20 protein-coding genes are annotated in these 25,135 nt (G+C 55.0%); 8 read left to right on the top strand and 12 right to left on the bottom strand.

What is annotated here, in order from left to right:
- The first annotated feature begins 80 nt into the window (after positions 1-80).
- A complete protein-coding gene (locus tag QOT07_RS13400) occupies positions 81-1,880 on the top strand; it encodes a glycoside hydrolase family 13 protein (RefSeq protein ID WP_219016366.1) in 1,800 nt (599 codons plus the stop codon).
- A gap of 201 nt (positions 1,881-2,081) precedes the next feature.
- Here QOT07_RS13400 and nifJ read toward each other — a convergent pair whose 3' ends face one another.
- Positions 2,082-5,615 carry a pyruvate:ferredoxin (flavodoxin) oxidoreductase gene (gene nifJ, locus QOT07_RS13395; protein ID WP_283603339.1) on the bottom strand — a complete coding sequence of 1,178 codons (3,534 nt, stop codon included), beginning with the start codon at positions 5,613-5,615 and terminating at the stop codon, positions 2,082-2,084.
- A 251-nt stretch (positions 5,616-5,866) separates the two neighbouring features.
- Here nifJ and QOT07_RS13390 point away from each other — a divergent pair, with 251 nt between their 5' ends.
- Positions 5,867-6,199 (top strand): SMR family transporter, encoded by a 333-nt coding sequence (locus QOT07_RS13390; RefSeq protein ID WP_085116991.1) that lies wholly within the window; start codon positions 5,867-5,869, stop codon positions 6,197-6,199.
- Positions 6,200-6,635: 436 nt separating this feature from the next.
- Positions 6,636-6,896 carry a DUF333 domain-containing protein gene (locus tag QOT07_RS13385; RefSeq protein WP_099062916.1) on the top strand — a complete coding sequence of 87 codons (261 nt, stop codon included), beginning with the start codon at positions 6,636-6,638 and terminating at the stop codon, positions 6,894-6,896.
- Positions 6,897-6,937: 41 nt separating this feature from the next.
- Here the strand turns inward: QOT07_RS13385 and hslJ are convergent, their stop codons facing one another.
- Together hslJ and QOT07_RS13375 are read right to left on the bottom strand one after the other, a co-directional pair.
- Complete coding sequence (hslJ, locus tag QOT07_RS13380; RefSeq protein WP_207976586.1) at positions 6,938-7,366, bottom strand: heat shock protein HslJ; 429 nt, start codon at positions 7,364-7,366, stop codon at positions 6,938-6,940.
- A gap of 22 nt (positions 7,367-7,388) precedes the next feature.
- A complete protein-coding gene (locus tag QOT07_RS13375) occupies positions 7,389-8,381 on the bottom strand; it encodes a 2-hydroxyacid dehydrogenase (RefSeq protein WP_099062918.1) in 993 nt (330 codons plus the stop codon).
- A gap of 537 nt (positions 8,382-8,918) precedes the next feature.
- Between QOT07_RS13375 and QOT07_RS13370 the strand changes: the two genes are divergently transcribed.
- Genes QOT07_RS13370 through QOT07_RS13360 form a run of 3 tightly spaced genes read left to right on the top strand, consistent with a single transcriptional unit; the run spans position 8,919 to position 12,057 of the window.
- Positions 8,919-11,531: a YdbH family protein gene (locus QOT07_RS13370; protein WP_283603338.1), complete on the top strand. Its 2,613-nt coding sequence runs from the start codon at positions 8,919-8,921 to the stop codon at positions 11,529-11,531.
- A complete protein-coding gene (locus QOT07_RS13365) occupies positions 11,528-11,725 on the top strand; it encodes a YnbE family lipoprotein (protein WP_099062920.1) in 198 nt (65 codons plus the stop codon). The genes QOT07_RS13370 and QOT07_RS13365 overlap by 4 nt, the downstream gene beginning before the upstream one ends.
- Positions 11,726-11,733: 8 nt before the next feature.
- A complete protein-coding gene (locus QOT07_RS13360; RefSeq protein ID WP_207976592.1) occupies positions 11,734-12,057 on the top strand; it encodes a YdbL family probable chaperone protein in 324 nt (107 codons plus the stop codon).
- Positions 12,058-12,182: 125 nt separating this feature from the next.
- Here the strand turns inward: QOT07_RS13360 and azoR are convergent, their stop codons facing one another.
- On the bottom strand, positions 12,183-12,788 hold the full coding sequence (azoR, locus tag QOT07_RS13355; protein WP_099062922.1) for an FMN-dependent NADH-azoreductase: 606 nt from the start codon (positions 12,786-12,788) through the stop codon (positions 12,183-12,185).
- Positions 12,789-13,057: 269 nt separating this feature from the next.
- On the opposite strand from azoR, the gene hrpA reads away from it, so the two are divergent.
- Entirely contained in the window at positions 13,058-16,945 is a 3,888-nt protein-coding gene (gene hrpA, locus QOT07_RS13350) for an ATP-dependent RNA helicase HrpA (protein ID WP_099062923.1), read from the top strand.
- A gap of 62 nt (positions 16,946-17,007) precedes the next feature.
- On the opposite strand, the gene QOT07_RS13345 is transcribed toward hrpA, so the two are convergent.
- The 7 genes from QOT07_RS13345 to folM all read right to left on the bottom strand — a co-directional run bounded on the left by QOT07_RS13345 (position 17,008) and on the right by folM (position 23,124).
- A complete protein-coding gene (locus tag QOT07_RS13345; protein ID WP_261426505.1) occupies positions 17,008-17,829 on the bottom strand; it encodes a trypsin-like serine peptidase in 822 nt (273 codons plus the stop codon).
- 129 nt (positions 17,830-17,958) lie between these two features.
- Entirely contained in the window at positions 17,959-18,039 is an 81-nt protein-coding gene (gene ydgU / locus QOT07_RS25940; protein WP_455431200.1) for a small membrane protein YdgU, read from the bottom strand.
- A gap of 92 nt (positions 18,040-18,131) precedes the next feature.
- Positions 18,132-18,425, bottom strand: coding sequence for an acid resistance repetitive basic protein Asr (asr, locus tag QOT07_RS13340; protein ID WP_099062925.1), 294 nt, complete (start codon positions 18,423-18,425; stop codon positions 18,132-18,134).
- Between the two features lie 311 nt (positions 18,426-18,736).
- Positions 18,737-20,233 carry a carboxypeptidase M32 gene (locus QOT07_RS13335; protein ID WP_099062926.1) on the bottom strand — a complete coding sequence of 499 codons (1,497 nt, stop codon included), beginning with the start codon at positions 20,231-20,233 and terminating at the stop codon, positions 18,737-18,739.
- A gap of 67 nt (positions 20,234-20,300) precedes the next feature.
- Positions 20,301-21,605 carry a two-component system sensor histidine kinase RstB gene (gene rstB, locus QOT07_RS13330; RefSeq protein ID WP_099062927.1) on the bottom strand — a complete coding sequence of 435 codons (1,305 nt, stop codon included), beginning with the start codon at positions 21,603-21,605 and terminating at the stop codon, positions 20,301-20,303.
- Positions 21,602-22,327, bottom strand: coding sequence for a two-component system response regulator RstA (rstA, locus tag QOT07_RS13325; protein WP_099063046.1), 726 nt, complete (start codon positions 22,325-22,327; stop codon positions 21,602-21,604). The genes rstB and rstA overlap by 4 nt, the downstream gene beginning before the upstream one ends.
- A gap of 74 nt (positions 22,328-22,401) precedes the next feature.
- On the bottom strand, positions 22,402-23,124 hold the full coding sequence (gene folM / locus QOT07_RS13320; RefSeq protein WP_219016359.1) for a dihydromonapterin reductase: 723 nt from the start codon (positions 23,122-23,124) through the stop codon (positions 22,402-22,404).
- Positions 23,125-23,250: 126 nt separating this feature from the next.
- On the opposite strand from folM, the gene QOT07_RS13315 reads away from it, so the two are divergent.
- A complete protein-coding gene (locus tag QOT07_RS13315) occupies positions 23,251-23,667 on the top strand; it encodes a hypothetical protein (protein WP_207976603.1) in 417 nt (138 codons plus the stop codon).
- 29 nt (positions 23,668-23,696) lie between these two features.
- On the opposite strand, the gene QOT07_RS13310 is transcribed toward QOT07_RS13315, so the two are convergent.
- On the bottom strand, positions 23,697-25,088 hold the full coding sequence (locus QOT07_RS13310) for an amino acid permease (protein WP_129934554.1): 1,392 nt from the start codon (positions 25,086-25,088) through the stop codon (positions 23,697-23,699).
- Between the last annotated feature and the right edge of the window lie 47 nt (positions 25,089-25,135).

Below are 25,135 nucleotides of genomic sequence, written 5' to 3'. Positions count from 1 at the left end.
ATTAACGTACATTTCTAAACACCGTGGAGAATATTGGATTGACTATGATTTCATAAGTGAAATATTTGGAGAGTAATGTAATGTCTCGTCATGGATTGAATACCGCTATAGCAATTTTTCTAACCACATCATTATCAGCCTCTTGTCAGCAAGCTTTCGGCACAACACAATCTTTGCCCCATAAGGAAGTCGTTCAACAGTCGGATGCTATCCCTGCATGGTGGAAGGAGGCTGTTTTTTATCAGGTATATCCACGATCCTTCAAAGACACTAATGGTGATGGAATCGGTGATATTAACGGCATCATAGAAAAATTAGACTATCTAAAAACCTTGGGTATTGATGCTATCTGGATCAACCCGCATTATGATTCTCCGAACACGGATAATGGTTACGATATACGTGATTTTCGAAAAATCATGAAAGAATATGGCACGATGGAAGATTTCGACCGTCTGATTGCTGAAATGAAAAAACGTAATATGCGTTTAATGATTGATGTTGTCATCAATCATACAAGCGATCAAAATGAATGGTTTGTTCAGAGTAAAAGCAGTAAGAGTAACCCTTATCGCAATTATTACTTCTGGAAAGATGCCAAAGAAGGTCAGGCACCTAATAATTATCCTTCTTTTTTTGGCGGTTCAGCATGGCAAAAAGATGAAAAAACCAATCAATACTACCTTCACTATTTTGCCAAACAACAGCCGGATCTAAACTGGGATAATCCCAAAGTTCGCCAAGACCTGTACGCTATGTTGCGCTTTTGGTTAGACAAAGGTGTTTCTGGCATGCGCTTTGATACGGTGGCCACCTATTCGAAAATCCCGGATTTTCCGAATCTTACCCAGCAGCAGTTGACGAATTTTGCTGAGGAATACACCCAGGGCCCTAATATTCATCGTTATATCAACGAAATGAATCGAGAGGTCTTATCCCATTACGACGTGGCGACAGCCGGTGAGATCTTTGGTGTGCCCTTGGACCAATCAATTAAGTTTTTCGACTACCGTCGTAATGAACTGGACATGGCCTTTACCTTTGACCTTGTCAGGCTCGATCGGTATGTTGATGAAAGGTGGCGTCGCAAGGACTGGAGCTTGTCACAATTTCGCCAAACTATCGATAAAGTTGACCACACGGCGGGAGAGTATGGCTGGAATGCCTTCTTCCTGGATAACCACGACAATCCACGCGCGGTATCACACTTCGGCGACGATCGCCCACAATGGCGAGAACACTCAGCTAAGGCGCTTGCAACCCTAATGTTGACTCAGCGAGCCACGCCCTTCATTTACCAGGGTTCAGAGTTGGGTATGACCAATTATCCTTTTAAAACCATTGATGAGTTTGATGATATTGAAGTCAAAGGTTTTTGGCACGACTACGTTGAGAATGGCAAGGTTAAAGCCGATGAGTTCTTGCAAAATGTACGCCTGACCAGCAGAGATAACAGTCGGACACCATTCCAATGGGATACCAGCAAAAATGCGGGATTTACCACAGGAAAACCCTGGTTCAAGGTCAATCCAAACTACGAAGAGATCAATGCTGCCAGTCAAATTAAGAGTCCTGCTTCGGTATTTAACTATTACCGCCAGTTGATCAAAATTCGTCATGATACTCCTGCACTAACCTATGGTGCTTACACCGATCTGGATCCCAAAAATAATACTGTCTATGCCTATACCAGAACCCTCGGTACGGAAAAGTATCTTGTCGTCGTGAATTTCAAACAGCAAAGGGTAAACTACAAATTACCTGAGAATATGTCTATTAACACCACGATTATAGAAAGTGATGCCAGGCATGCTGCGAAAAAAAATGAAACGACACTTAATTTAAACCCATGGCAGGCTGGGATTTATAAACTCAATTAGCCAGCGGAACAGGAAGGGTACCATTTATAAGAGTACCCTTTTTTCACAGCATCATTAATCGATACGCGTTTCATCATTGTGTCCTAAGAGAGAATGCGGCGCATTGGCAGGGGAAGGCGAGCTATGTACGAGGGGCGGTAAAAGAGGCGCAGCGGCAAAGCTGGCTGGAAGCGGGGCGCGAACCGGTCGCGCCCCGATGAGTTACTCGGCGGAGGTTTTTTCCCCTTTACCGGCCAGCAGGCTGAGGAAGTCGTACTTCTCCTTCAGCTCTTTCTCTGCGGCCTGATACAGCGCGCTGGCAACTTCCGGCTGCTGTGAGTTCAGGCGACGGAAGCGCTGTTCTTTCAGCAGCGTTTCGGTCAGGTTGCTGTTTGGCGGTCGGGAGTCCAACGCCAATGCCGGTTTGCCTTCATCAGCGCGGCGCGGATCGAAGCGGTACAACGGCCAGAAACCAGTAGCGGTCAACTGCTTCATCTGGTCGTGGCTGAGCGCCAGATCGTAACCGTGTTCTTCACAGGGGCTGTAGGCGATAATCAGCGACGGGCCCGGATAGGCCTCGGCTTCCTGGATCGCTTTCACCGTCTGATTGAGCTGCGCGCCCAGCGAGATCTGCGCCACATACACATGGCCGTACATCATCATGCTGACGCCCAGATCCTTACGCGCCTTGCGCTTGCCGTGCTCACCGAACTTGGTGACTGCACCCAGCGGAGTGGCTTTCGACTGTTGGCCACCGGTGTTGGAGTAGCATTGGGTATCCAGTACCAGCACGTTGACGTTCTCGGTCAGGCTGAGGACGTGATCCAACCCACCAAACCCGATGTCGTAAGCCCAGCCGTCACCCCCAATCAGCCAGATGGATTTATCCACCAGATAATCGGCGTCGGTCGCCAGTTGGCGAGCGTCGTTACCTTCGATCTGCGCCAGCAGGCTGCGCAGTTCCGCGATCTGTTTGCGGCGAGGTTCCGGCGCGATCTCCTCCATCTGCAGAGCATTAACCAGCTGTGCCGGCAACTGCGGTGCCAGGGTATTCAGCAGGCGTAATACGCGGCTGCGGTGCTGGTCGACCGTCAGGCGGAAGCCCAGGCCGAATTCGGCGTTGTCCTCAAACAGCGAGTTGGCCCAGGCCGGTCCACGCCCTTCGGCATTGGTGGTGTAAGGCGTGGTGGGCAGGTTACCGCCGTAAATGGATGAGCAGCCGGTGGCGTTGGCAATCAGCAACCGGTCGCCATAAAGCTGGGTCAGCAGCTTGATGTACGGCGTTTCGCCGCAGCCGGAGCAGGCACCGGAGTATTCGAACAACGGTGAGATCAACTGCGAGGTACGAATGTCGATCCGCTCGATCTGTGCCGGATCGATCTCCGGCAGTTGCAGGAAGAAGTCGTAGTGTTCCTTTTCCACTGCCAGATGATCCAGCCGTGGTGCCATGTTGATCGCCTTGATGTCCGGGTTCTGGCGGTCTTTCGCCGGGCACACCTCAACGCACAGGTTGCAGCCGGTACAGTCTTCCGGCGCTACCTGCAGGACGTATTTCTGGCCGCGCATATCTCGCGCCTTCACATCCAGCGACTGCAGCGAGGCAGGGGCGTGCTCCATGGCCTCCGGCTGCACCACTTTGGCGCGAATGGCGGAGTGCGGACAGGCGGCAACGCAGTGGTTGCACTGGGTGCACAGGTCCGGCTGCCAGATTGGGATCGCTTCGGCGATATTGCGTTTCTCCCACTGGGTGGTGCCCACCGGCCAGGTGCCGTCCGGCGGGAAGGCCGATACCGGCAGTGCATCACCCAGTCCGGCCAGCATCGCGGCAGTGACGGTTTTGACAAAGTCGGGGGCAGCATCGGAAACCACCGGCGGCCGCATCGGACTGCTGTCGTTAACCGGCTGCAGTGGGATCTCAATCAGCGCCTCTAGCGTGGCGGCCAGCGCCTGCCAGTTGCGCTCGACGATATCCTGGCCTTTGCTGCTGTAACTGCGGGCAATGGCGTCCTGCAACTGTTGCAACGCCACTTCACCCGGCAGAATTTGGGTCAGGTGGAAAAACGCCATCTGCATCACGGTATTGATGCGCGCACCGAGCCGACATTCACGCGCCAGTTTTGCGGCGTTGATGATATAAAAACGCGCCTGACGTTGTAGCAGCACGGCCTGCACTTCTTGCGGCAGCCGCGACCATGCCTCTTCGGCACCGTACGGCGTGTTGAGCAGGAAGATACCGCCGGGTTTCAGGCGTTCTGCCATCTGGTAGGTATCGATAAACTGCAACTGGTGGCAGCCGACAAAATCGGCGCGGCTGACCAGATAGGCCGAGTTAATCGGCTGCTCGCTGACGCGCAGATGCGACACCGTCAGGCCACCGGCCTTTTTCGAGTCGTAGACAAAATAACCCTGAGCGTACAGCGGCGTACTGTTGCCGATGATTTTGATGTTGTTCTTGGTGGCGGAAACCGAACCGTCGCTGCCCAGGCCGTAGAACAACGCTTCCAGCGAGGCACGCTGCGGCAGGGTTTCTTCGCTGAGCGGCAGAGAAAGGCCGCTCACATCGTCAAAAATACCGACGGTAAAGCGCGGGCGCGGTTTGTCCAGCGTCAGTTCGTTAAACACCGCCAGCGCACAGTCTGGCCCGAACTCTTTCGAGGACAGCCCATAGCGACCACCGATCACCATCGGCATGCTGGTGCGCTCGCCACGGCTGAAGGCTTCGGCCAGTGCGGTCATCACGTCCAGATACAAGGGTTCGGCCAGCGCTCCCGGCTCTTTGGTGCGGTCCAGCACGGCGATTTTCTTGGCGCTCTCCGGCAGCATGCTGAGCAGGTATTGTGCGGAGAATGGCCGGAACAGTCGCACTTTCAGTACGCCGACTTTCTCACCGCGGGTTAGCAGGGCATCGATCGCTTCTTCGCAGGTACCGATAGCGGAACCCATCAGGATCACCACACGCTCGGCCTGCGGATGACCGTAATATTCGAAAGGCTGATAGGCCCGGCCGGTGATCTGGGCAAATTTGTCCATCGCATCAATCACGTGCCGGCTGGCCGCGTCATACCAGGGATTGGTCGCTTCACGTGACTGGAAATAGGTGTCCGGGTTGGCGGAGGTGCCGCGCACCACCGGATGGTCTGGCGACAGCGCGCGGCTGCGGTGCGCATCAATCGCCTCCTGCGGCAGCATCTGGCGCAGGGTATCGTCGCTCAGCGGTACGATTTTGTTGATTTCATGCGAGGTGCGGAAGCCATCAAAAAAGTGAATAAACGGCAGGCGACTGTTGAGGCTCGCCGTTTGAGAAATCAATGCAAAGTCCTGCGCTTCCTGCACGTTACTGGCGCACAGCATGGCACAACCGGTCTGGCGTACCGCCATCACATCGGAATGATCGCCGAAAATCGACAGCGCATGGGTGGCGATGGTGCGTGCGGCAACGTGCAGGACAAACGGCGTCAGTTCACCGGCCAGTTTGTACAGCGTCGGGATCATCAGCAGCAGGCCCTGCGATGAGGTAAACGAGGTCGACAACGCGCCGGTCTGCAACGCACCGTGCACCGTGGCAATCGCTCCGCCTTCCGACTGCATTTCTACCACTCGCGGTACGTCTCCCCAGATGTTTTGACGTCCGTCGCCGGACCAGGCATCTGCCTGTTCTGCCATGGTCGAACTGGGAGTGATCGGGTAGATGGCAATCACTTCGCTGGCGCGATAGGCGACGGAAGCGACTGCATTATTACCATCTGTAGTAATCATTCGACTTTACCTTTCATTGCTCAAAAAGCTGCAAAAGTCACCTCTCGCAGTAATTAACAAAGTCTAGCAGAGGGATATATTGGCCCTTTATCGCGTTTGTGTGGCGGAGCAAAAATCGACAAAAATTGCTGTAAGCCAATATTTCCTGAATTAAAACCGCGCGGTAACGAAGAATTGTTGCGGTTGTTTAACGACAATTTATTTCCGGCACGTCATACTGTTGAACAGGTGAACTTAGAGAAGAAAAAACGATGAGCGGATTTATGTATTTGACCATGGCGATTGTGGCGGAAGTCATCGCCACCACCATGCTGAAAGCCTCTGAAGGCTTTACCCGTCTGTGGCCGTCACTGGTGGTGGTGGTCGGTTACGCGGTTGCTTTTTGGGGTCTGTCGATGGTGGTGAAAACCATGCCATTGGGCATTGTCTATGCAATCTGGTCGGGCATGGGGATTGTTCTGGTATCGATAGCGGCGGTATTTGTTTATCAGCAAAAGCTGGATCTGCCGGCGGTGTTTGGCATGGGGTTAATTATTGCCGGTGTACTGGTGATTAATTTACTGTCGAAAACGGCAGCGCACTAATTGTTATTTTAAGCTAAAGATAGCCAGCGTGACATTCAGTGACGCTGGCTGAAGGTCTCAGTAATAATAACTGAAAATAATGAATTACTTATATCAACCCAGTAACAAAACAGGCGCTGTTTTGTTACTGTTGTTTGACCATTCCCAGTCCGTCTTACTGCCCCCCCAATCTCTCCGTCAAACCGGCACAGCTCCCTTCGCTCAGACCGCTCTGTGGCTGTCCAGGCACGCGGGTGACCCCCCAGGGAACCCTAATAAAGATCACAGTGCTCAAATAAACGCCAAATAATTGCAGGAATATATTTTCATTATTTATATATCAGGCTAGATTAAACAGGTTTGCATCAAAGATAACAAAACGCGTCCGCATAAAGTGATGCGAGTTATCGGCAATGGCGATTTTACACAGCGTAGTTCCGGGTTCAGGAGTGGAATAATGACGACATCAAAATGGTTGCTGGCCAGCGCCGTACTGCTTTTGGCCGCATGCAGCAGCAAGAATGAAGAGCCAGTGCAGCAGGGCAACAGTGCCAGAATCAATACCTTACAGACCAGCGCGAACTGCGCCAGCGTGGGCGGCACCACAACCGTGGCCCACAATTTAAACGGTGAGGCTGTAAGAATGTGCCAGATGCCGAACGGCAAGCAGTGTGAAGAATGGACACTGGGTCAGGGAGCCTGCTCAACCGCCGGGTAAGCAGAAAGGAACACCAGGCCGTCAGGCCTGGTGAACAGGGATCACTGCACCCAGTCTCGCTGGGTATAGACCAGGACGTGGCCGCTGCCGCTCAGCGTTAACTGTTGAGCGCTGAGGGCGACTTTTGCCCCTTTAGCCAGTACGTCGCCAATCACCCAGTCCCACTGGTTGAGTTGCGGATCAGAACAGGCCATGCGGGTAGAAGCCAACCCCGGCACCGTCAACACGCCATCCTGCAATTGGCCGCTACCGAAGAAGCGGTTACACATGGCACCGGAAATATGCATTTTCTCACCGAACTCAAGGTTGGGTCCGTTACCGGGACGCGACTTCACCGCCACGCCGTCGACGCTTTTCAGCGCAAAATTATGATGCAACAGGTCACTTTCTGTCACCGTTTTACCGTTCTGGCTCATTCCGCACCCCGCTAACAGCAGCGCCGTTAACGCCACTGAGATGGACTTCTTCATATTTTCTTCCTTGTTAAAATCATCAGGCATTGAGCTGATTAGGGCAGTTCTCACCGCGATCCAATTGATTAATGTTTTTCAACGTGGTTTCCGAGATGCTGGTCAGCGCCTCTTCGGTCAGGAAAGCCTGATGACCGGTAAACAACACGTTATGGCAGGCTGACAGGCGACGGAAGATATCGTCCTGGATCACGTCATTGGATTTGTCTTCGAAGAACAGGTCGCGCTCATTCTCATACACGTCCATCCCCAGTGCGCCGATTTTCTGCTGCTTCAGGGCGTCAATGGCTGCCGAGGAGTCAATCAGAGCGCCGCGGCTGGTGTTGATGATCATCACACCGTCTTTCATCACCGCAAAAGCGTCGCTGTCCAGCAGGTGATGGTTTTCCGGCGTCAGCGGGCAGTGCAGGGTGATTACGTCGGACTGGGCGTACAGCGTTTTCAGATCGACATATTCAGCGCCCAGCTCCAGTGCTTGCTCGCTTGGGTACGGATCATAAGCCAATAGCTTCATGCCGAACCCTTTCAGGATCCGCATGGTGGCGATACCAATTTTACCGGTGCCAATCACCCCGGCGGTGCGGTTATGCATGTTGAAGCCGATCAGCCCTTCGAGCGAAAAATTGGCATCGCGGGTGCGTTGATAGGCGCGGTGAATACGGCGGTTAAGGCACATCATCATACCCACGGCGTGTTCAGCAACCGCTTCCGGCGAGTAGGCCGGCACGCGGACGACCTTGATGCCCAATTCTTTAGCGGCATCCAAATCCACATTATTGAAACCGGCGCAGCGCAGGGCCAGTATTTCAACGCCCAATGCCGCCAGCTCTTCAAGGACTTCACGGCTGCCGTCGTCATTGACGAAGATGCAGATCGCTTTGCAACCGGCGGCGTTTTTGGCGGTTTTTTTACTGAGCAGGAAGTCGAAGAACTCCAGCTCGTAGCCAAACTGCTGATTCACCAGTTCGAGATATTTACGGTCATATTGTTTAGTGCTGTATATCGCCAGTTTCATCGTGGTTTCTCCAGCTTGATTTTGTGATCAACTTAACAGATTTTAGTAAATTCTACAATTGGTTAGCCCATTACGGTAACGCTAAAAACGGGTAAGCGTTATCAATAGCGGCGGTATTAATTAAGGGTAGTTGGCGACGCTGGAGCATGACGGATATTCGTGGCGAATACGGGGTGAAATAACTTCGTTGGTCTGAGCCAAAAAAAATCCCCACGGGGGTGTGGGGAATGGCTTCTCTAGTACAGTTAGCTGGTTGCTGACTTTTGTTAGAATGCTTGCAAGACTATTAATGATCAAATCTAACGACAATAACAAAAGTCTGAAACAGGTCATATTCATGTGATGAATATGTAACTAAAACTTACAGCACCCGCATCAATGGCTATAAAAGCCCCTGTACGGGGCATCTTCTTCGGTCTCGGCTTCACCCTATGTCAAATTCATGCCATCATTATTGCCAATTCAGGCATAGACTTAGCCTAAAGGGTCTTTGGCCCGGGCAAAGGGCGGCTAACTCAGGAATGAAACAATCATTTAATGACTAAGCGATTGAAAGTATTCATAGGGATTGTGGTAAGTATGCTGATCCTGCTGCTGGCGCTGTGGCAAACTCTGCCGCGCTGGCTGCCGCGTGTGCTCTCACACTGGTTGCCGCAGGGCAGTCAGTTGGTTTTGCAGGGCAAACTACAGTGGCGGCAAGGAGCCTTGCAGTTGGATGGCGCCCGCTTTTTAGCCCAGGATTGTTTACTTGCCGCCGTCGGCCCAACCCGATTGGCTTATCAGCAGGGCCGCTGGCAACTCGTCAGCGACAAGCTGAACGTCGATAGCGCCTGTTTATCAAAATTGCCCGCCGGTGACGCCAACAGTGCGCCTCTGGCGCTAGACCAATTGCAAAAGCAATTGCCACTGCTGGATATCACCATCAAGGATCTCTCGGTGCTGCCATGGCAGTATTACGCCGGCAAACTGCAGGTACATGCCACCGCAGAAGGCCAGCGTCTGCAGTATCAGGGCCCTAACATCAGCGTCGACGCGCTGTTGGATCCCCATCAGCAACTGACTCTGAACAGCCTGACGCTCAAGGCGCCAAACAGCCCACAGCCGCTGCATCTGACCGGCAAGATAGCCATTCCGCTGGATTTGGACAGTATGCCGACGCAAGGAGCACTGCAGGGCGAAATACAGACCGCTTACCTGGAAAAACCTTTGCTGCTGGACATGCGCTGGCAGCAGCAGCAGGGGGGGCTGACGCTGACGGAAAAGGGGGCCGATAAACCGCTGGCGAGCTTGCCGTGGGAAATCAACCCGCAGCAGATCAGTATTAAACAGGGCGAGTGGCGTTGGCCGTACAGCCAGCAACCGCTTAACGGCGGCCTGAGCATTGCGCTGCATAACTGGAGCAAAGGCTTTGATGAAACCCAGATCAGCGCTCGTTTAAACGTCATTACCGACGGTCATAACGGCAAAGGCAACGCGGTATTGACGTTGGGGCCGGGTAAGGTCGGGTTGATTGACAGCGATTTACGCTTCCAGCTGACCGGTCAGGCAAATCTGGCTGACTTTTCAATGACCGCCTCCATTCCCGGCATCCTCAGCGGCACCATTCTCAACCCGACGCTGGTATTGCAGTCAGGTTCACTGCTGCGGTTGTGGGGCAACGCCACGCCGGAAATGAAACTGGAAGAGGCGCGGTTGCCGCTAGCCGGTGTGAAAGTCACTGCCGCCGGTATCACCGGCCGGCTGCAGGCGATCATTAACGCCAGTGACAGCTACTGGGGCCGCTTTAAGCTGCATCTGGACGGTAAGGCACAGGACTTTTGGCCGGACCATGGCAACTGGCAATGGCGCTACTGGGGTAACGGTCAATTGCCGCCGCTGCAGGCCGCCTGGGATGTCGCCGGCAGCGGCAGTTGGCAGGATACCACCCTGGTGCTGGATCGCCTTTCTACCGGTTTTGATCAGTTGAAATACAGCATGGTGACGGTGGATGCGCCGCGGCTCAGCCTCAGCCAACCGCTGCGTTGGCAGCGTGACCCGCAGGCACCGGCGCTGAATGGTGAACTGCAACTGGTCTCGGGCAAGGTCAGCTTCACCAACGGCGGTTACCTGCCAGCCCCGGTGCTGGCTCTGCAGCTCAAGGGCAAGACGCCGGACAGCTTCCAGTTACAAGGCAAGTTGCAGGCGGAACAGATAGGGCCGATAGCTCTGCGGGGGCGCTGGGACGGCGAGCGGTTACGCGGAGAGGGCTGGTGGCCGAAACAATCGCTGAAAGTGTTCCAACCGCTGATCTCGCCGGATCTGAATATCAAACTGCGTGACGGCGAGTTTTATGCCCAGTCCGCGTTCTCCGCCGCCCGGGTTCAGGGCTTTGAGGCCGGTGGGCACTGGGTGGTGAAAAATGGCGGTATGTGGCTGAAAGACGGCGAGATGAGCGGCCTGGACTTTGTGATGTCCTACCGACTGAAAAATCATCTGTGGCAACTTGGTGCCAAGCAACCGGTGACGTTACGTATCAAGTCGTTCAGCAACCTGTTCGAAATGCAGAATATTAGCGCCGATCTTCAAGGTACCTATCCTTACAGCGAGCAGGCACCGCTGACGCTGAGCAACGTCGGGGTGGACGCGCTGAACGGCCGTATCAGCCTGTCAGCGCTGCGCATGCCACAGCACGATGCTGCGGTACTGAAACTGGATAAGGTCGATCTCAGCGCCTTGTTTACCGCGCTGAAGCCCAAACAGTTTGCCATGTCCGGGCGGGTGGACGGCGAGCTGCCGTTGTACCTGAATCACCCCAAATGGCTGGTGCACAACGGGTGGATCGCTAACTCCGGCATGCTGACGCTGCGGTTGGACAAGGACATGGCCGATGCTATCGGCAGTAATAATCTGGCGACCGGCGCGGCAATCGACTGGCTGCGCTATCTGGAGATTAACCGCTCCAAGGCCAGGGTCGATCTGGACAATCTCGGTGAACTGACGCTGAAGGCGCGTATCGATGGGGTCAACCCGCAAAAAAGTGCCAAACGAGAGGTTATCCTGAACTATAGCCATCAGGAAAACGTGTTTCAGCTGTGGCGCAGTCTGCGCTTTGGCGACAATTTACAGGAGTGGCTGGAACAGGCCCTCTCAAAACCTGGGGAACAACCATGAAAATCATTAGCGGGCCATTGCTGCTCGCCGTGCTGGGCACCTCTATGCTGAGTGGCTGCGTGCCGCGTATTGAGGTCGCGACGCCTAAAGATCCGATCACCATCAACATGAACGTGAAGATCGAACATGAAATTCACATCAAGGTGGATAAGGACGTTGATAATCTGCTGAAAACCCAAAGCGGCCTTTTCTAGGAGCCAACATGAAAAAACGTTATTTAGGCTTATTGGGCGCCGGGTGGTTGTTCAGCAGCATGGCGATGGCGCTAACGTTGGATGAAGCCAAACAGCAGGGTCGCGTAGGGGAAACGCTCAGCGGTTATATCGCGCCGGTGAAGCAGGACGCCGAAACGCTGACGCTGGTGAAAAACATTAATGCCGGGCGCACTGAAAAATACCAGCAAGTGGCGGACGGCAATCATATCACCATCGACGATGTGGCGCGCATGGCCGGGCAGAAGCTGGTAACGCGAGCACCTGCCGGAGAATATGTACGCGGTATTAACGGCCAGTGGTTGAAGAAATAAAAAAGCGCGCCATCAGGCGCGCAATAAAATACAGCATTGGATTTTTATGAGGGTAGAACAGGTGTGACAGGACTTGGGTCTTTCTGTTGTGGCTTCGCAGGGGCACAACACCCCTGCGAGGGATATCAGGCAGCAACCACCTGAGTCAGCACGGCCTTGGCATCGGCCTGCGCTTTGGTCGCGACATCCGGGCCGTAAGCGATGCCTTCAGCGAACACGAACTCAACGTCGGTGATGCCGATAAAGCCCAGGAACAGACGCAGGTAAGGTTCAATCAGGTCAGTTGGGGTGTCTTTATGAATGCCGCCGCGGCTGGTCAGGATGATGGCGCGTTTGCCTTTCACCAGGCCTTCCGGGCCGTTTTCGGTGTAACGGAAGGTCACGCCGGCACGGGCAATCAGGTCGAAATAGTTTTTCAACTGGGTAGGGATGTTGAAGTTATACATCGGCGCTGCGATAACGATGGTGTCATTGGCCTGCAGCTCAGCGATCAGTTCATCGGACAAGGCCAGCGCTTCGGTCTGACGTGGGGTCAGCGGGGTATCGGAAGGACGCAATGCACCCACCAGTTCGCCGTCCAGTACCGGGATTGGCTGTGCAGCCAGGTCACGTACGGTGATGGTGTCGTTGCCATGAGCGCTTGCCCACTGTTCAACGAAGAAATCGGCCAGTTGATTAGACTGAGAGTAGCCCGCCAGGATGCTTGATTTGAGAACCAATACTTTGCTCATCGGTAATTCCTTACGTTATGACAGTGACATCAGGACGGTGCGTCCCTTGCATGCAGTACACTCTATTCACATTTTTCCAGCAGTGATAGCGCAATATTTCGAGGCCTTTGTTCGATTTTATTGAATGACCTGTCGGGCCATAAGCGGCCGGATTATGGGGAAAAAGCGGCTTGTGATATTCTGCGCGTCCAAAGCTAAAAACTGGCTAACCCATTATCAAAACGTTGCTAAAGCTTGATACAGCAGCGATGAAACAAGGAATACCGAACGTGAAATCTCCGCTCGCGGCATTGTCTGCCCAACTGGGCGAGCTGATGCTCCGTGATCAACAACGCCTGCAACGTCGGCTGCAGGGCGCACGAAAAATCAAAAATCCCGATGCTCTGTTGGCGGCCGCCGTTGAAATCGAAAGTGACATCGCGCTGGCGTTGCACAAGGCACAGTCCCGTGCCGCGAGCTGCCCAAAAATAACCTACCCGGCCAACCTGCCGGTCAGCCAGAAAAAGCAGGATATTCTGCAGGCGATCCGTGACCACCAGGTGGTGATTGTCGCCGGTGAAACCGGTTCGGGGAAAACCACGCAGTTGCCGAAGATCTGTCTGGAGTTGGGGCGTGGGGTGAAAGGGCTGATCGGCCATACCCAGCCACGACGTCTGGCGGCGCGTACCGTGGCCAACCGCATTGCCGACGAGCTGGAAACCCCGTTGGGCGGCAGTGTCGGTTACAAGGTGCGTTTTCACGATCAGGTCGGGGAAAACACCCTGGTCAAGCTGATGACCGACGGTATCCTGCTGGCTGAAATTCAGCAGGACCGGCTGTTGATGCAGTACGACACGCTGATTATCGATGAGGCGCATGAACGCAGCCTGAACATCGATTTTATTCTCGGTTACCTGCGTGAGCTGCTGCCGAAACGCCCGGATCTGAAAGTTATCATCACCTCGGCAACTATCGATCCGCAGCGGTTTTCGCGCCATTTCAACAACGCGCCGATTATTGAAGTTTCCGGCCGGACTTATCCAGTGGAGGTTCGTTACCGTCCGGTGGTAGATGACGCCGACGATACCGACCGCGATCAACTGCAGGCGATTTTCGATGCGGTGGACGAACTTGGCCGCGAAGGGCCGGGGGATATCCTGATCTTTATGAGCGGTGAGCGCGAAATCCGCGACACCGCCGACGCCTTGAACCGCCTGAATCTGCCGCATACCGAAGTCTTGCCGCTGTATGCGCGGTTGTCGAACAGCGAACAGAACCGGGTGTTCCAGTCGCACCACGGTCGGCGCATCGTGCTGGCAACCAACGTGGCGGAAACCTCACTGACCGTTCCGGGCATCAAGTATGTGATTGACCCGGGTACCGCGCGTATCAGTCGCTACAGCTTCCGTACCAAGGTACAGCGGCTGCCGATCGAGCCGGTGTCGCAGGCCTCTGCCAATCAGCGTAAAGGCCGCTGTGGCCGCGTGTCGGACGGTATTTGTATTCGCTTGTATGCGGAACAGGATTTTCTGTCGCGGCCGGAGTTTACCGACCCGGAGATCCTGCGGACCAACCTGGCATCGGTGATCCTGCAGATGACCTCGCTTGGGCTGGGGGATATCGCCGCTTTCCCGTTTGTGGAAGCGCCGGACAAGCGCAATATTTTGGACGGTGTGCGCCTGCTGGAAGAACTGGGCGCGATTAAAACCGCAGAGAATGGTCATTACCAGCTTACCGCGCAGGGCCGTCAACTGGCACAGTTGCCGATCGACCCACGGCTGGCACGTATGGTGCTGGAAGCGCAAAAGAGCGGTAGCGTACGTGAGGTGATGATCATCACCGCAGCGCTGTCGATCCAGGATCCGCGTGAGCGGCCAATGGACAAACAGCAGGCGTCGGACGAAAAACACCGTCGCTTTGCCGACAAAGACTCGGATTTCCTGGCTTACGTGAACCTGTGGGACTGGCTGAAAGAGCAGCAAAAAGAGCACTCCTCCAGCCAGTTCCGCCGGCTGTGCCGCAATGACTTCCTCAACTACCTGCGGGTGCGCGAATGGCAGGACATCTACACCCAACTACGCCAGGTGGTGAAAGAGCTGGGGCTGCCGGTTAACAGCGAGCCTTCCGATTACCGCAGCGTGCATACCGCGCTGCTGACCGGATTGCTGTCGCACATCGGCCAGAAAGATGCCGACAAGCAGGAGTTCACCGGTGCCCGCAATGCGCGTTTCTCGATCTTCCCGGGTTCCGGCCTGTTCAAGAAGCCACCGAAGTGGACCATGGTGGCCGAACTGGTGGAAACCAGCCGCCTGTGGGGGCGCATTGCCGCACGCATCGAGCCGGAGTGGATAGAACCGCTGGCTCAGCACCTGGTGAAACACAGCTACAGTGAACCGCACTGGTCTAAATCCCAGGGGGCGGTAATGGCCAGCGAAAAAGTGACGCTGTTCGGGTTGCCGATTGTGGCTGCACGGGCGGTCAATTACAGCAACATCGATCCGCTGCTGTGCCGTGAGCTGTTTATTCGCCATGCGCTGGTGGAAGGCGACTGGCAGACGCGACATGCGTTCTTTGGCGCTAACCTGAAGCTGCGTGCCGAAGTGGAAGAGCTGGAACACAAATCGCGTCGCCGTGACATTCTGGTGGACGACGAAACCCTGTTCGCCTTTTACGATCAGCGCATTCCGAACGATGTGGTGTCCGGACGCCATTTCGATAACTGGTGGAAAAACGCCGGTAAGCAAAACTCAGACCTGCTCAGCTTTGAAAAAGAAATGCTGATCAAAGACGGTGCCAATCAGGTCAGTGCGCTCGATTACCCAAACACCTGGTACCAGGGCAACCTCAAGCTGCGCCTGAGTTATCAGTTTGAACCGGGCACCGACGCGGATGGCGTTACGGTACATATTCCGCTGCCTATTCTGAATCAGGTAGAGCAGCAGGGCTTTGAATGGCAGATCCCGGGAATCCGCCGTGAACTGATCATTGCTCTGATCAAGTCGTTGCCGAAGCCGGTACGTCGCAACTTTGTGCCGGCGCCCAACTACGCCGAGGCTTTCCTGGGGCGGGTGACCGCGCTGGAATTGCCGCTGCTGGATTCGCTGGAGCGAGAGTTACGGCGCATGACTGGCGTGACGGTGTCACGTGAGGACTGGCAATGGGATCAGGTGCCCGATCACCTTAAGATGACTTTCCGGGTGGTGGATGAAAAGCACAAAACCCTGCGCGAAGGCAAAGATCTGACGGCGCTGAAACTGCAGTTGAAGGACAAGGTGCAGGAAACGCTGTCGGCGGTGGCAGACGATGGGCTGGAGCAAAGCAATCTGCATATCTGGAGCTTCGGCAAACTGCCGGAGTTTTATGAACAGAAACGCGGTGGCTATTCGATGAAGGCCTACCCGGCGCTGGTGGACGAAAAAGACAGCGTGGCAATCCGCCTGTTCGACAGCGAGCAAGAGCAGCAGCAGGCGATGTGGCAGGGTACGCGTCGCCTGCTGTTGCTGAATATTCCTTCGCCGGTCAAATATCTGCATGAAAAACTGCCTAACAAAGCCAAGCTGGGACTGTATTTTAACCCCTACGGCAGAGTGCTGGATCTGATCGATGATTGCATCTCGTGCGGCATCGACAAACTGATTGCTGAACACGGTGGACCGGTGTGGCAGGAGGAAAACTTCGCCCGTCTGCAGGAACTGGTGCGTGGCGAACTGAACGAAACGGTGGTGGGTGTCGCCAAACAGGTTGAACAGGTCCTGACGGCGGTGTTCAACATCAACAAGCGCCTGAAAGGCCGGGTTGATATCTCGTTGGCGCTGGCGCTGTCGGATATTAAAACCCAGCTCGGTGCGCTGGTTTATCGTGGGTTCGTGACCAATAACGGCTGGAAGCGCCTGCCGGATACGCTACGTTATCTGCAGGCGATTGAACGCCGCTTGGAGAAGCTGGCGACCGATCCGCACCGCGACCGCGCGCAAATGCTGCGGGTGGAACAGGTGCAGCAGGCCTGGCAGCAGTGGCTGAACAAGCTGCCGCCGAAACGCCTCCAGGATGACGAAGTGAAAGAAGTGCGCTGGATGATCGAAGAGCTGCGCGTCAGCCTGTTCGCTCAGCAACTGGGCACGCCTTATCCGATCTCGGACAAGCGCATCCTGCAGACTATCGAGCAGCTTTCGGGCTAAGCCATTGGGGCAACAAATTGCCCTTGATTCCGGCGCGGGATCCCACGCCGGAACATAACGATTTATTTCCCCGTAGCCAGTGCGTCCAGCGCATCGCGGATACCGGTGACGGCCAAAGCGCGGTTATCGGCGCGGTAACGATCTTTAGCCGCCGGTGCGGAGCTTTGAATGGCAATAAGCCGCCAGCCGTTGGCGGTTTTCAGCAGTAACGGTGAACCGCTATCGCCGGGCAGGGTATCGCACTGATGCGAAAGCACGCCCTGTTGCGCCCAGCCTGTCACTTTGCAGTTCTGGTGACTGTAGAGGTCATCCAGATGATCTCCCGGATATCCTGCCTGGGTAATCAGCCGTTTGGCCTGCTTCATTGCCAGAGTCAGTGCCTTACTGTCACCTTGCCACAGCTGCAGGGGTTTAATCGGCAAGGGCTTTTTATCCTTTAAGCGGATTAGCGCGAAGTCATAGGCCGCCGCTGCCGGCGGCACAATCCAACCCTCACCATCTGGCTTGAGTTTTTTCCCCAGCTTGCGATCCACCAACGTCTCAATATTGTCGGTCTGGTATTTCCAGGTCTTATTACCGGAAACAAAACGCAGCGCAATGGCCTTATCCAATTGACCTGGTGGCGCCAGCACACAGTGGCCGGCGGTGAGTGCCAGATGAGGAGAGATCAGCGTGGCGGTGCACAGGTTACCGCTGGCGGTTTCCACCTGCCCAATGGCTTGCCATGGCCACCCGTCGGTTTCCGTGACCTTTATGCGTTCATCTTTACCAAAAAATAAGCGAGTTTGCTCAGCGGCCGACGCGTCGGATGGGCTATCAGCCCGTACTGAAAGGGGAAGTGCGAGTGGGAATGAGCACAGCAACAGCAAAACGGTTATGCGCATAGGTTTCTTGCCTGGAAAATACGGGTCATCCATAAACACACTGAATGGTAACTATAGACTGATTTAGTCGCCGTGTGGATGGGCAGTGATTGATTTTTCAATAATTTCTTATCCAGAGGAGGGGGGCGGTTACAGGTAAAAAAAGGCGGCGATCAGTCCGCAGAGGATCAGCGTGGTCAGAATGATTTCAAATAAGTAGCGACGCAGCATGATGAGAACCCCCGATGAAAAAACACCCGGCGAACCGGGTGTTGGACAACTCAAGTCTTGACTGGTGAGGGGAGCCTCACATCAGATTGCTGTTACGCCGCTTTCTTATGGCTGGTTTTTTTGTGGTGTTTTTTGGCTGCCTGGGCTTTCTGAGCCGGCGCTTTCTTGGCGGTGGCTTTGTGGTGCTTTTTAGCCGCCTGGGCTTTTTGAACCGGTGCTTTCTTCGCGTGATGTTTTTTCACGTGAGTGGTCTTGGCCGGTGCAGCCATGGTGGTGGTAGCCGTTGCCGCTGGTGCGGTAGTCGTGGTGGTGGCAGCGTCAGCAGCGAAGGCAACAGAAGACAGACCCATTGCAGCGGCAACAACCAGAGCTAATACTTTTTTCATTGTTGATTCCTTAAATTACTCATCATGTATCAAGCCCACTGCGGGGCCGGTGACAAGATAGTAGGCAAACGGCGGGAGGCTTTCCGTGAGTGATTGGTTTCGGCGTGTAACCTAATGTACATCGTGGATAGTGGCCGGTTAATCCACCGGGTTTGGCGGCCTTTCAACCTCACTTTAGTTACAACATACATATAGGAGGTAACCAACCCGCACTCTGCGGCCAGGCTGTCTTGGGTAGGGGGAGTGCGCTATGGAATACTTGCGGCAAAACAGGGGGAAAAGCACGGGGTTAGCCGTGCCTGGGGAAGATATTACAGGTAACGGCTTTCCAGATGCTTGCGGAAATAGCTCGGGTTCAAGGTTTCACCGGTCGCATTGGCGATCAGGGTATCGGTAGGGAAACGGCTACCGTGACGCCAGATATTCTGTTTCAGCCAGTGGAACAGTGGGTTCAGATTGCCTTCGGCGATGTCACTGTTCAACGTCGGCAGCGCTTCACGCGCACTATTGAACAGTTGCGCGGCATACATGGCGCCAAGGGTATAAGTCGGGAAGTAACCAAATGCGCCATCGGTCCAGTGAATATCCTGCATGCAGCCGTTGCGGTAGTTGCCGACGGTGTCCAGGCCCAGGTAGCCGCGCATTTTTTCGTTCCACAGCGCCGGGATGTCTTCCACCTCAATCTCGCCTTCGACCAGGGCCTTCTCAATTTCATAACGCAGGATCACGTGCGCCGGGTAGCTGACTTCGTCAGCGTCTACGCGGATCAGACCTGGCTTCACTCGTTGATTCAGACGGATGAAGTTACTTTCTTCCAGCGCCGGTTGTTCGCCGAATTGATTGACGACCAGCGGGCGCAGAATTTTCAGGAAATCGCTGCCGCGCGCCAGCTGCATTTCAAACAGCAGGCTTTGTGATTCATGAATAGCGGTAGAGCGTGCCTGCGCCACCGGTTGGCCCAACCATTCACGCGGAAGATTTTGTTCGTAACGGGCATGACCGGTCTCATGCACGATACCGAGCAGAGCGGTCAGGAACTCTTTGTCGTTATAACGAGTAGTGATGCGCACATCTTCCGGTACACCGCCGCAGAACGGGTGTGCGCTGACGTCCACCCGGCCGCCGTCGAAGTTAAAGCCAAGCAGTTTCATCACGCTCAGGCTCAGTTGACGTTGAGTTTCCACATTGAACGGCCCCTGCGGAACCTGGCAAGGTTCCTGAGCCTGTTTGGCTACCACTTTCTGCAGCAGATCGGGCAGCCAGGTTTTCAGATCGCCAAAGATACGGTCAATGTCGCTGCTGCGCATCCCCGGTTCATACAGGTTCAGCAGGGCATCATAACGGCTGGAGCCTGCCGCTTCGGCGCGGATCTGCGCTTCCTGCCGGCTCAGTTTGACCACTTCACGCAGGTTTTCCGAGAAACCTTCCCAGTCGTTGGCCGGGCGTTGGGAACGCCAGGCGTGCTCACAACGTGCGCCAGCCAGCGACTTGGCTTCGACCAGCGATTCCGGTACCAGCACCGCGTTGTCGTACTGACGGCGCATCTCCAGCAAATTAGCCAGATCGATGTCATCCAACGTTTCTTGCTGTGCGCGTTCAAACAAACGACCGGTTTTTTCCGCCGTTAAAATTTGGTGTTGCAGCACGCTCAGCTCGGCCAGCGCTTCCGAACGCGCTTTGCTGCCACTTGGTGGCATCATGGTTTGCATGTCCCAGCCGGCAATGGCGGAGAGGTGGCCGAAGCGCGACAGTCGGGTGAAAATGGCACGCAGCTCGTCGTAGGAAGAAGGGGAATGTGCAGATGTCATCGTTTAGCTCCATTTTATTGTAAACCGGATAACTCTTTCGCGTTTTCATGCTGCCGCGTAAACAGGGTTACACCGGGTCTGCTTTTAAATTGAAAGTGGGCTTTAGCGGCCAACAGAAGCGGAAGCTGGCCCCGCCGAGCGAACTGGCGTCTACGTACACCTGGCCCTGATAGGCCACGGCGATAGAATGAACAATGGCCAGGCCCAACCCGCAGCCGCCGGTGGCGCGATCGCGGCTGGGATCGAGCCGCACAAAGGGTTCGAATACCCGTTCACGTTCTTCCGGTGGAATACCCGGGCCGTCGTCTTCTACCTGAAGACAGGCGTTGTCGCCGTCAAACCACAGGCCGATACGCAGACGTTTTTCACTATAACGCAGCGCATTGTTCACCAGGTTATCCAGCACTCGCTCCATTAGTCGTAAATCGACGCCGCCAAAATCGCCGACGTGTGGGATATCCAACTCGATTTCCCGTTCCGGGTGGATCAGGCGCAGGTCGTCAGCCTTGTCCTCCAGCCACTTGGGTAAATCGAGAGGTTCTATATTGAGTGCCACCTGCGGACGGTCGAGACGAGCATAGGTCAGCAGTTCGTCGATCAGTGACTCCAACTGACCGATATCGCGGTTCAGCGCCTGCTGCTCGCTCTCGGTCAGGTTATCGCTCATCGCCAGCCGGTAGCGCAACCGCACCAGCGGTGTTCGCAGCTCATGGGCGATGCCGTCGATCAACTGTTTCTTGCTGGCGATCAGCGTATTGACGTTATCCGCCATCTGATTAAACGCCACCCCGAGCCGATTGAGGCTGGAGGTGGGATCGAAATGGGTGCGTTCATCAAGATGCCCGGCACCGAGGCGCTGAGCCGCGTTTTCCAGCTTGAGCAAGTCCTGCCAGTGCGGGCGCATCCACAAAAATACCGGCAGGGCCAGCGACATGCCGATAAACACCAGCAGGGCCAAATCCAGCAACCGCATTTGATGCAGATAGAACAGATAAGGGATCGGCCCGACGACCAGCACGTAGTGGCTGCGTGGAATCCGCTGCATAAAGGTGTATTGGTCGTCGAGGGCGATAATTTCCCCAAGACGTAGCCGCTTCATCAGATCTTCACTCAGATCCTGTTTGCCAAGCGGTTCAATGTGCAGTTTAAACGACAGGTTCAAGTCCAGCGTGGCGATGGTCTTGTTCCAGTCTTTCAGCGGAATTTCCCGCAGTTCACTGCGCATCAGGTACAGCGAGCTTTTCATCAGGTCGTCCATCGACTGGCGGCCGGCGCGTTCGGCGGTGACTTTGTACACCAACCCCACCAGCATCGCCATCACCAGGAAGCAAACGAAAAGCAGCAGGAAGAACTGCACAAAAAGCTTTCTCATTGCTGCACGAACTCCCAGGCATTCGGGGCGAACAGATAGCCCTTATTGCGCACGGTTTTCACGCGGAAGGGCTCCAGCGCATTATCGTACAGCTTGCGTCGCAGGCGGGAAATCGCCACGTCGATACTGCGATCCAGACCGTCATAACTCACGCCGCGCAGGTTTTGCAGCAGGGCTTCGCGATCCATGATTTGCCCGGCATGGGTGGCCAGTTCCCACAGCAGATCAAAATCTGAGGTGGAAAGGGTGATGATCTCTTCGCCCAGCGTCACCTGACGGTTGACCGGGTCGATGCATAGTAAGCCGAAGTGCAAGGCGTTGTGTTGGGTGATCGGCTGAGTCGATTCTTCCTTTGGCTGATTGCCATGCTGACGCAGATGCAGACGTAGCCGCGCCAGTAATACTGCCGGTGGCGTGGTTTTCAGGATGTAATCGTTAGCGCCCATTTCCAACGACAGGATATGGTTCATGTCGCTGTCGAGTGAGGTGAGCAGCACAATTGGGCCGGGGAAGGTCGGGCGCAGATCGCGACACAGCGTCATGCCGTCCTTGCCGGGTAACATGATGTCCAGCAGCACCAGATCCGGTTGTTCCAACTCGATGCGTGCCTGCGCACTGTCGCCGCGTGGCTCAATCAATACATCAATGTCGTGCTTGCCCAGATAGGCGGCAATCAGTTTGCCGACTTCCGGATCGTCTTCCACAAAAACAATTTTATGCATATTCAGCGGTTTTATCAGAATAACGAAATTCAGCATAGCGCGGGGGGCCGCGATATACCATGCAGATCTGTGCGCTAGCGCAGTGGACGGCCACCGTCTACGCCATGGGTACGGCCGGTGACATAGCGGCTTTCCAGCAGGTAGTTCACCAGGTTGACCACTTCACACTCGCCAGGGGCGATTTTCATCAGTGATTTTGCCAGCGCCTGCTGACGATACGGCTCGTCATCACCCGGATTGAAGATAATCAGCGCCGGTGCAATGGCATTGACTTTGACCTCTGGCGCCAGCTTGCGGGCAAATGAACGGGTCATATTGTCCAGTGCGGCCTTACTGGCGGCATAGGCAATGTGTTTATCGCTGCCTTTCTCCACCACATAGTCGGTCAGGTGGATAATATCCGCACCGGCTTGTCCCTGGCCCAGCAGGCAAGACTCCAGCAATTGATTGAGCAGATAAGGGGTATAAACGTGAATTTGCAGCATCGCCGCCATAACCTGCTCCGGCGGCACTTCCGGCGATTCGGCCTGCCAGGCGCTGGCGTTGTGGATCACCGCGCGCAGTTTGGGAGCGACCTGACGAACCTGCTCAGCAAAACGGTAGATGCCGTCGTGCGTCGCGAAATCGCCCTGAATGCAGATTGCCCCCAGTCTTTTCAGCTCGCTCAGTGCCGGGTAGTCGCTGCGATAGGCGATGATCACGGGAATATCGCGTTGCAAGAATGACCTGGCCAGCGCCAGTCCAATCCGGCGTGCGCCGCCCGTAATCAGCACCGGGGCTGAGTTGTGATGTTCCATTGATTAAAGCTCCTGGACAGACTGGCAAACAATAGGGGAATTATGCCATTATACGGCGGAAATTCGTTAAAGCTTCGCATCGATTATCCATTTCAGGATGTAATACACTGGCAATGAGAGGAAGGGATGAACAGCAGTCACCTTGCACCCGTCGCCCGCAGTGAGAGAATCTGCTTTGATTACATGGATTTTCTGTCCGCATCGTGCAAGAAGCACTGGCGCTTTGTTGATGCAATCTATGGTGTGATGCCATTTTTTGGCATGGTATTGAAATCTCAGGCTTCCGCTTCACAAACGCGGAAAGAGCAGTTGGAAGCGTTGGCGCTGCAGGTGGTTTCCACCCAGGTCAGCGACGAAACCAACATCGTGCGCCTGATCGATCTGGCGCAGCAGCAGGGGTTGGCAGTATTCGACATTAAACTGCCCTATGCTCTGGATACGCAGCAGTTGGCGACCATTCAGCAAGAGTGCGTTGAGGGAGTTATCATCTCTCAGGTTGGGGAACGCATGACCATCAGTCTGCACCAGTCTCAAAGTTACTGACCGGGTGTTCCCACCCGGCCATGCTTCACCTACTGCAGCATAAACCAGCCGGCCGGTACCGTGGCCACCAGCAACAGAAAAATACTGCCTTTCTCCAGTTGATTCAGCAATTTGACGTCATCATGTCCGCTGCGGGCATAGATAAACACCAGCAGCCCCGGTGCATACAGCAGCACCGACATCAGCAAGTGCATCAATCCTGAAGCGTAGAGCAGCCAGATTCCATACAGGCAGGCGCCTGTCGCGGCGAACATCAGCCGTTTGTCCTGACGACGGATCGCCACCTTGAACAGGAAGGCACCGACCAGGAAATAAGGCACCAGGATCATTTCCGAAGCGATAGTCAGCAGAGAATTGTAGTTACTGCCGGTCAGCCAGATCAGCACCAGAGCGAACTGAACCGCAATATTGGTCAGCCATAGCGAAGCCGAGGGCGCGTGGTTCTTGTTCTGCTTGCGGAAAATCTTCGGGAAAGCGCCGTGTTGAGCGGCCAGCAACGGCACTTCGGCGGCCATAATCGTCCAGCTCAGGTAAGCCCCGCAGACCGAAACGATCAGCCCGGCCGCGATAATCACATCACCCCAGGGGCCAATCAGATCGACCATCAGCACCGCCATAGAAGGATTGCGCATCTCGGCCAATTCGCTGCGCGGCACCACGCCCAGTGATAACAATGTCACCAACAGATACACCGCCAATGCGGAGATCACTGCCAGCATGGTGGCACGGCCGACATCCTTCTTATGACGTGCCCGCGCAGAAACCACCACTGCACCTTCCACACCGATAAATACCCACAGGGTAATCAGCATGGTATTTTTTACCTGCTCCCACACCGGTTTACCGAGAGCAACGCCGTGGAAATCCAGCGTGAAGACGTCCATGTTGAACGCCATCGCGGCCAACACGGCAAACATCCCCAGCGGCAACAGCTTGGCCAGGGTCGCGACCAGATTGATGCTGGCGGCGGTTTGCACACCCCGCAGCACCAGCGCATGGACGATCCACAGCAATACGGACTCCGCCAGCAGCGCTTGCCAGGTATTGCCGTCGCCGAGAATGACCTCACCGCCGCGATCGGTGAATAAACTCAGCGCGGCAAACACGATCACCAGGTAAGAGACATTGGCGATCACCGCGCACAGCCAATAGCCCCAGGCGGAACAGAACCCGACCAGTTCGCCAAAACCCTCTTTCGCATAGGTGAAGATGCCGCCGTCCAGATCGGGACGCAGGCGGGTAAGCAACAGCATGGCAAAAGCCAGAAACAGGATGCCGACGCCGGTAATCGCCCAACCCAGCAGCAGGGCCGCCGGGCTGGCGACCTGCGCCATGTTTTGTGGCAGGCTGAAAACCCCGGCACCCAGCATTGAGCTCAGCACCAATGCGGTTAACGCGGTAAGACCTAATTTCTTTTCCAATGACGGATCCTGAACGCAGAATAAACAACTGGGAGGGAACTGCTTGG

The organism is Serratia proteamaculans (assembly GCF_949794035.1).
Taxonomy (GTDB): domain Bacteria; phylum Pseudomonadota; class Gammaproteobacteria; order Enterobacterales; family Enterobacteriaceae; genus Serratia; species Serratia proteamaculans.
The sequence above is the reverse complement of the archived record's forward strand: the minus strand, read 5'-3'. Positions and strand labels throughout refer to the sequence as shown.

Excerpts from the sequence above, each read along its gene's own strand:
- QOT07_RS13345 (WP_261426505.1), bottom strand. The coding sequence starts at position 17,829 with ATGCGCATAACCGTTTTGCTGTTGCTGTGCTCATTCCCACTCGCACTT.
- QOT07_RS13375 (WP_099062918.1), bottom strand. The coding sequence starts at position 8,381 with ATGAAACTGGCGATATACAGCACTAAACAATATGACCGTAAATATCTC.
- QOT07_RS13370 (WP_283603338.1), top strand. The coding sequence starts at position 8,919 with ATGACTAAGCGATTGAAAGTATTCATAGGGATTGTGGTAAGTATGCTG.
- hslJ (WP_207976586.1), bottom strand. The coding sequence starts at position 7,366 with ATGAAGAAGTCCATCTCAGTGGCGTTAACGGCGCTGCTGTTAGCGGGG.
- QOT07_RS13400 (WP_219016366.1), top strand. The coding sequence starts at position 81 with ATGTCTCGTCATGGATTGAATACCGCTATAGCAATTTTTCTAACCACA.
- asr (WP_099062925.1), bottom strand. The coding sequence starts at position 18,425 with ATGAAAAAAGTATTAGCTCTGGTTGTTGCCGCTGCAATGGGTCTGTCT.
- azoR (WP_099062922.1), bottom strand. The coding sequence starts at position 12,788 with ATGAGCAAAGTATTGGTTCTCAAATCAAGCATCCTGGCGGGCTACTCT.
- QOT07_RS13385 (WP_099062916.1), top strand. The coding sequence starts at position 6,636 with ATGACGACATCAAAATGGTTGCTGGCCAGCGCCGTACTGCTTTTGGCC.
- folM (WP_219016359.1), bottom strand. The coding sequence starts at position 23,124 with ATGGAACATCACAACTCAGCCCCGGTGCTGATTACGGGCGGCGCACGC.
- QOT07_RS13365 (WP_099062920.1), top strand. The coding sequence starts at position 11,528 with ATGAAAATCATTAGCGGGCCATTGCTGCTCGCCGTGCTGGGCACCTCT.
- QOT07_RS13335 (WP_099062926.1), bottom strand. The coding sequence starts at position 20,233 with ATGACATCTGCACATTCCCCTTCTTCCTACGACGAGCTGCGTGCCATT.
- ydgU (WP_455431200.1), bottom strand. The coding sequence starts at position 18,039 with ATGCTGCGTCGCTACTTATTTGAAATCATTCTGACCACGCTGATCCTC.
- rstA (WP_099063046.1), bottom strand. The coding sequence starts at position 22,327 with ATGCATAAAATTGTTTTTGTGGAAGACGATCCGGAAGTCGGCAAACTG.
- QOT07_RS13360 (WP_207976592.1), top strand. The coding sequence starts at position 11,734 with ATGAAAAAACGTTATTTAGGCTTATTGGGCGCCGGGTGGTTGTTCAGC.
- nifJ (WP_283603339.1), bottom strand. The coding sequence starts at position 5,615 with ATGATTACTACAGATGGTAATAATGCAGTCGCTTCCGTCGCCTATCGC.
- QOT07_RS13390 (WP_085116991.1), top strand. The coding sequence starts at position 5,867 with ATGAGCGGATTTATGTATTTGACCATGGCGATTGTGGCGGAAGTCATC.
- rstB (WP_099062927.1), bottom strand. The coding sequence starts at position 21,605 with ATGAGAAAGCTTTTTGTGCAGTTCTTCCTGCTGCTTTTCGTTTGCTTC.
- QOT07_RS13315 (WP_207976603.1), top strand. The coding sequence starts at position 23,251 with ATGAACAGCAGTCACCTTGCACCCGTCGCCCGCAGTGAGAGAATCTGC.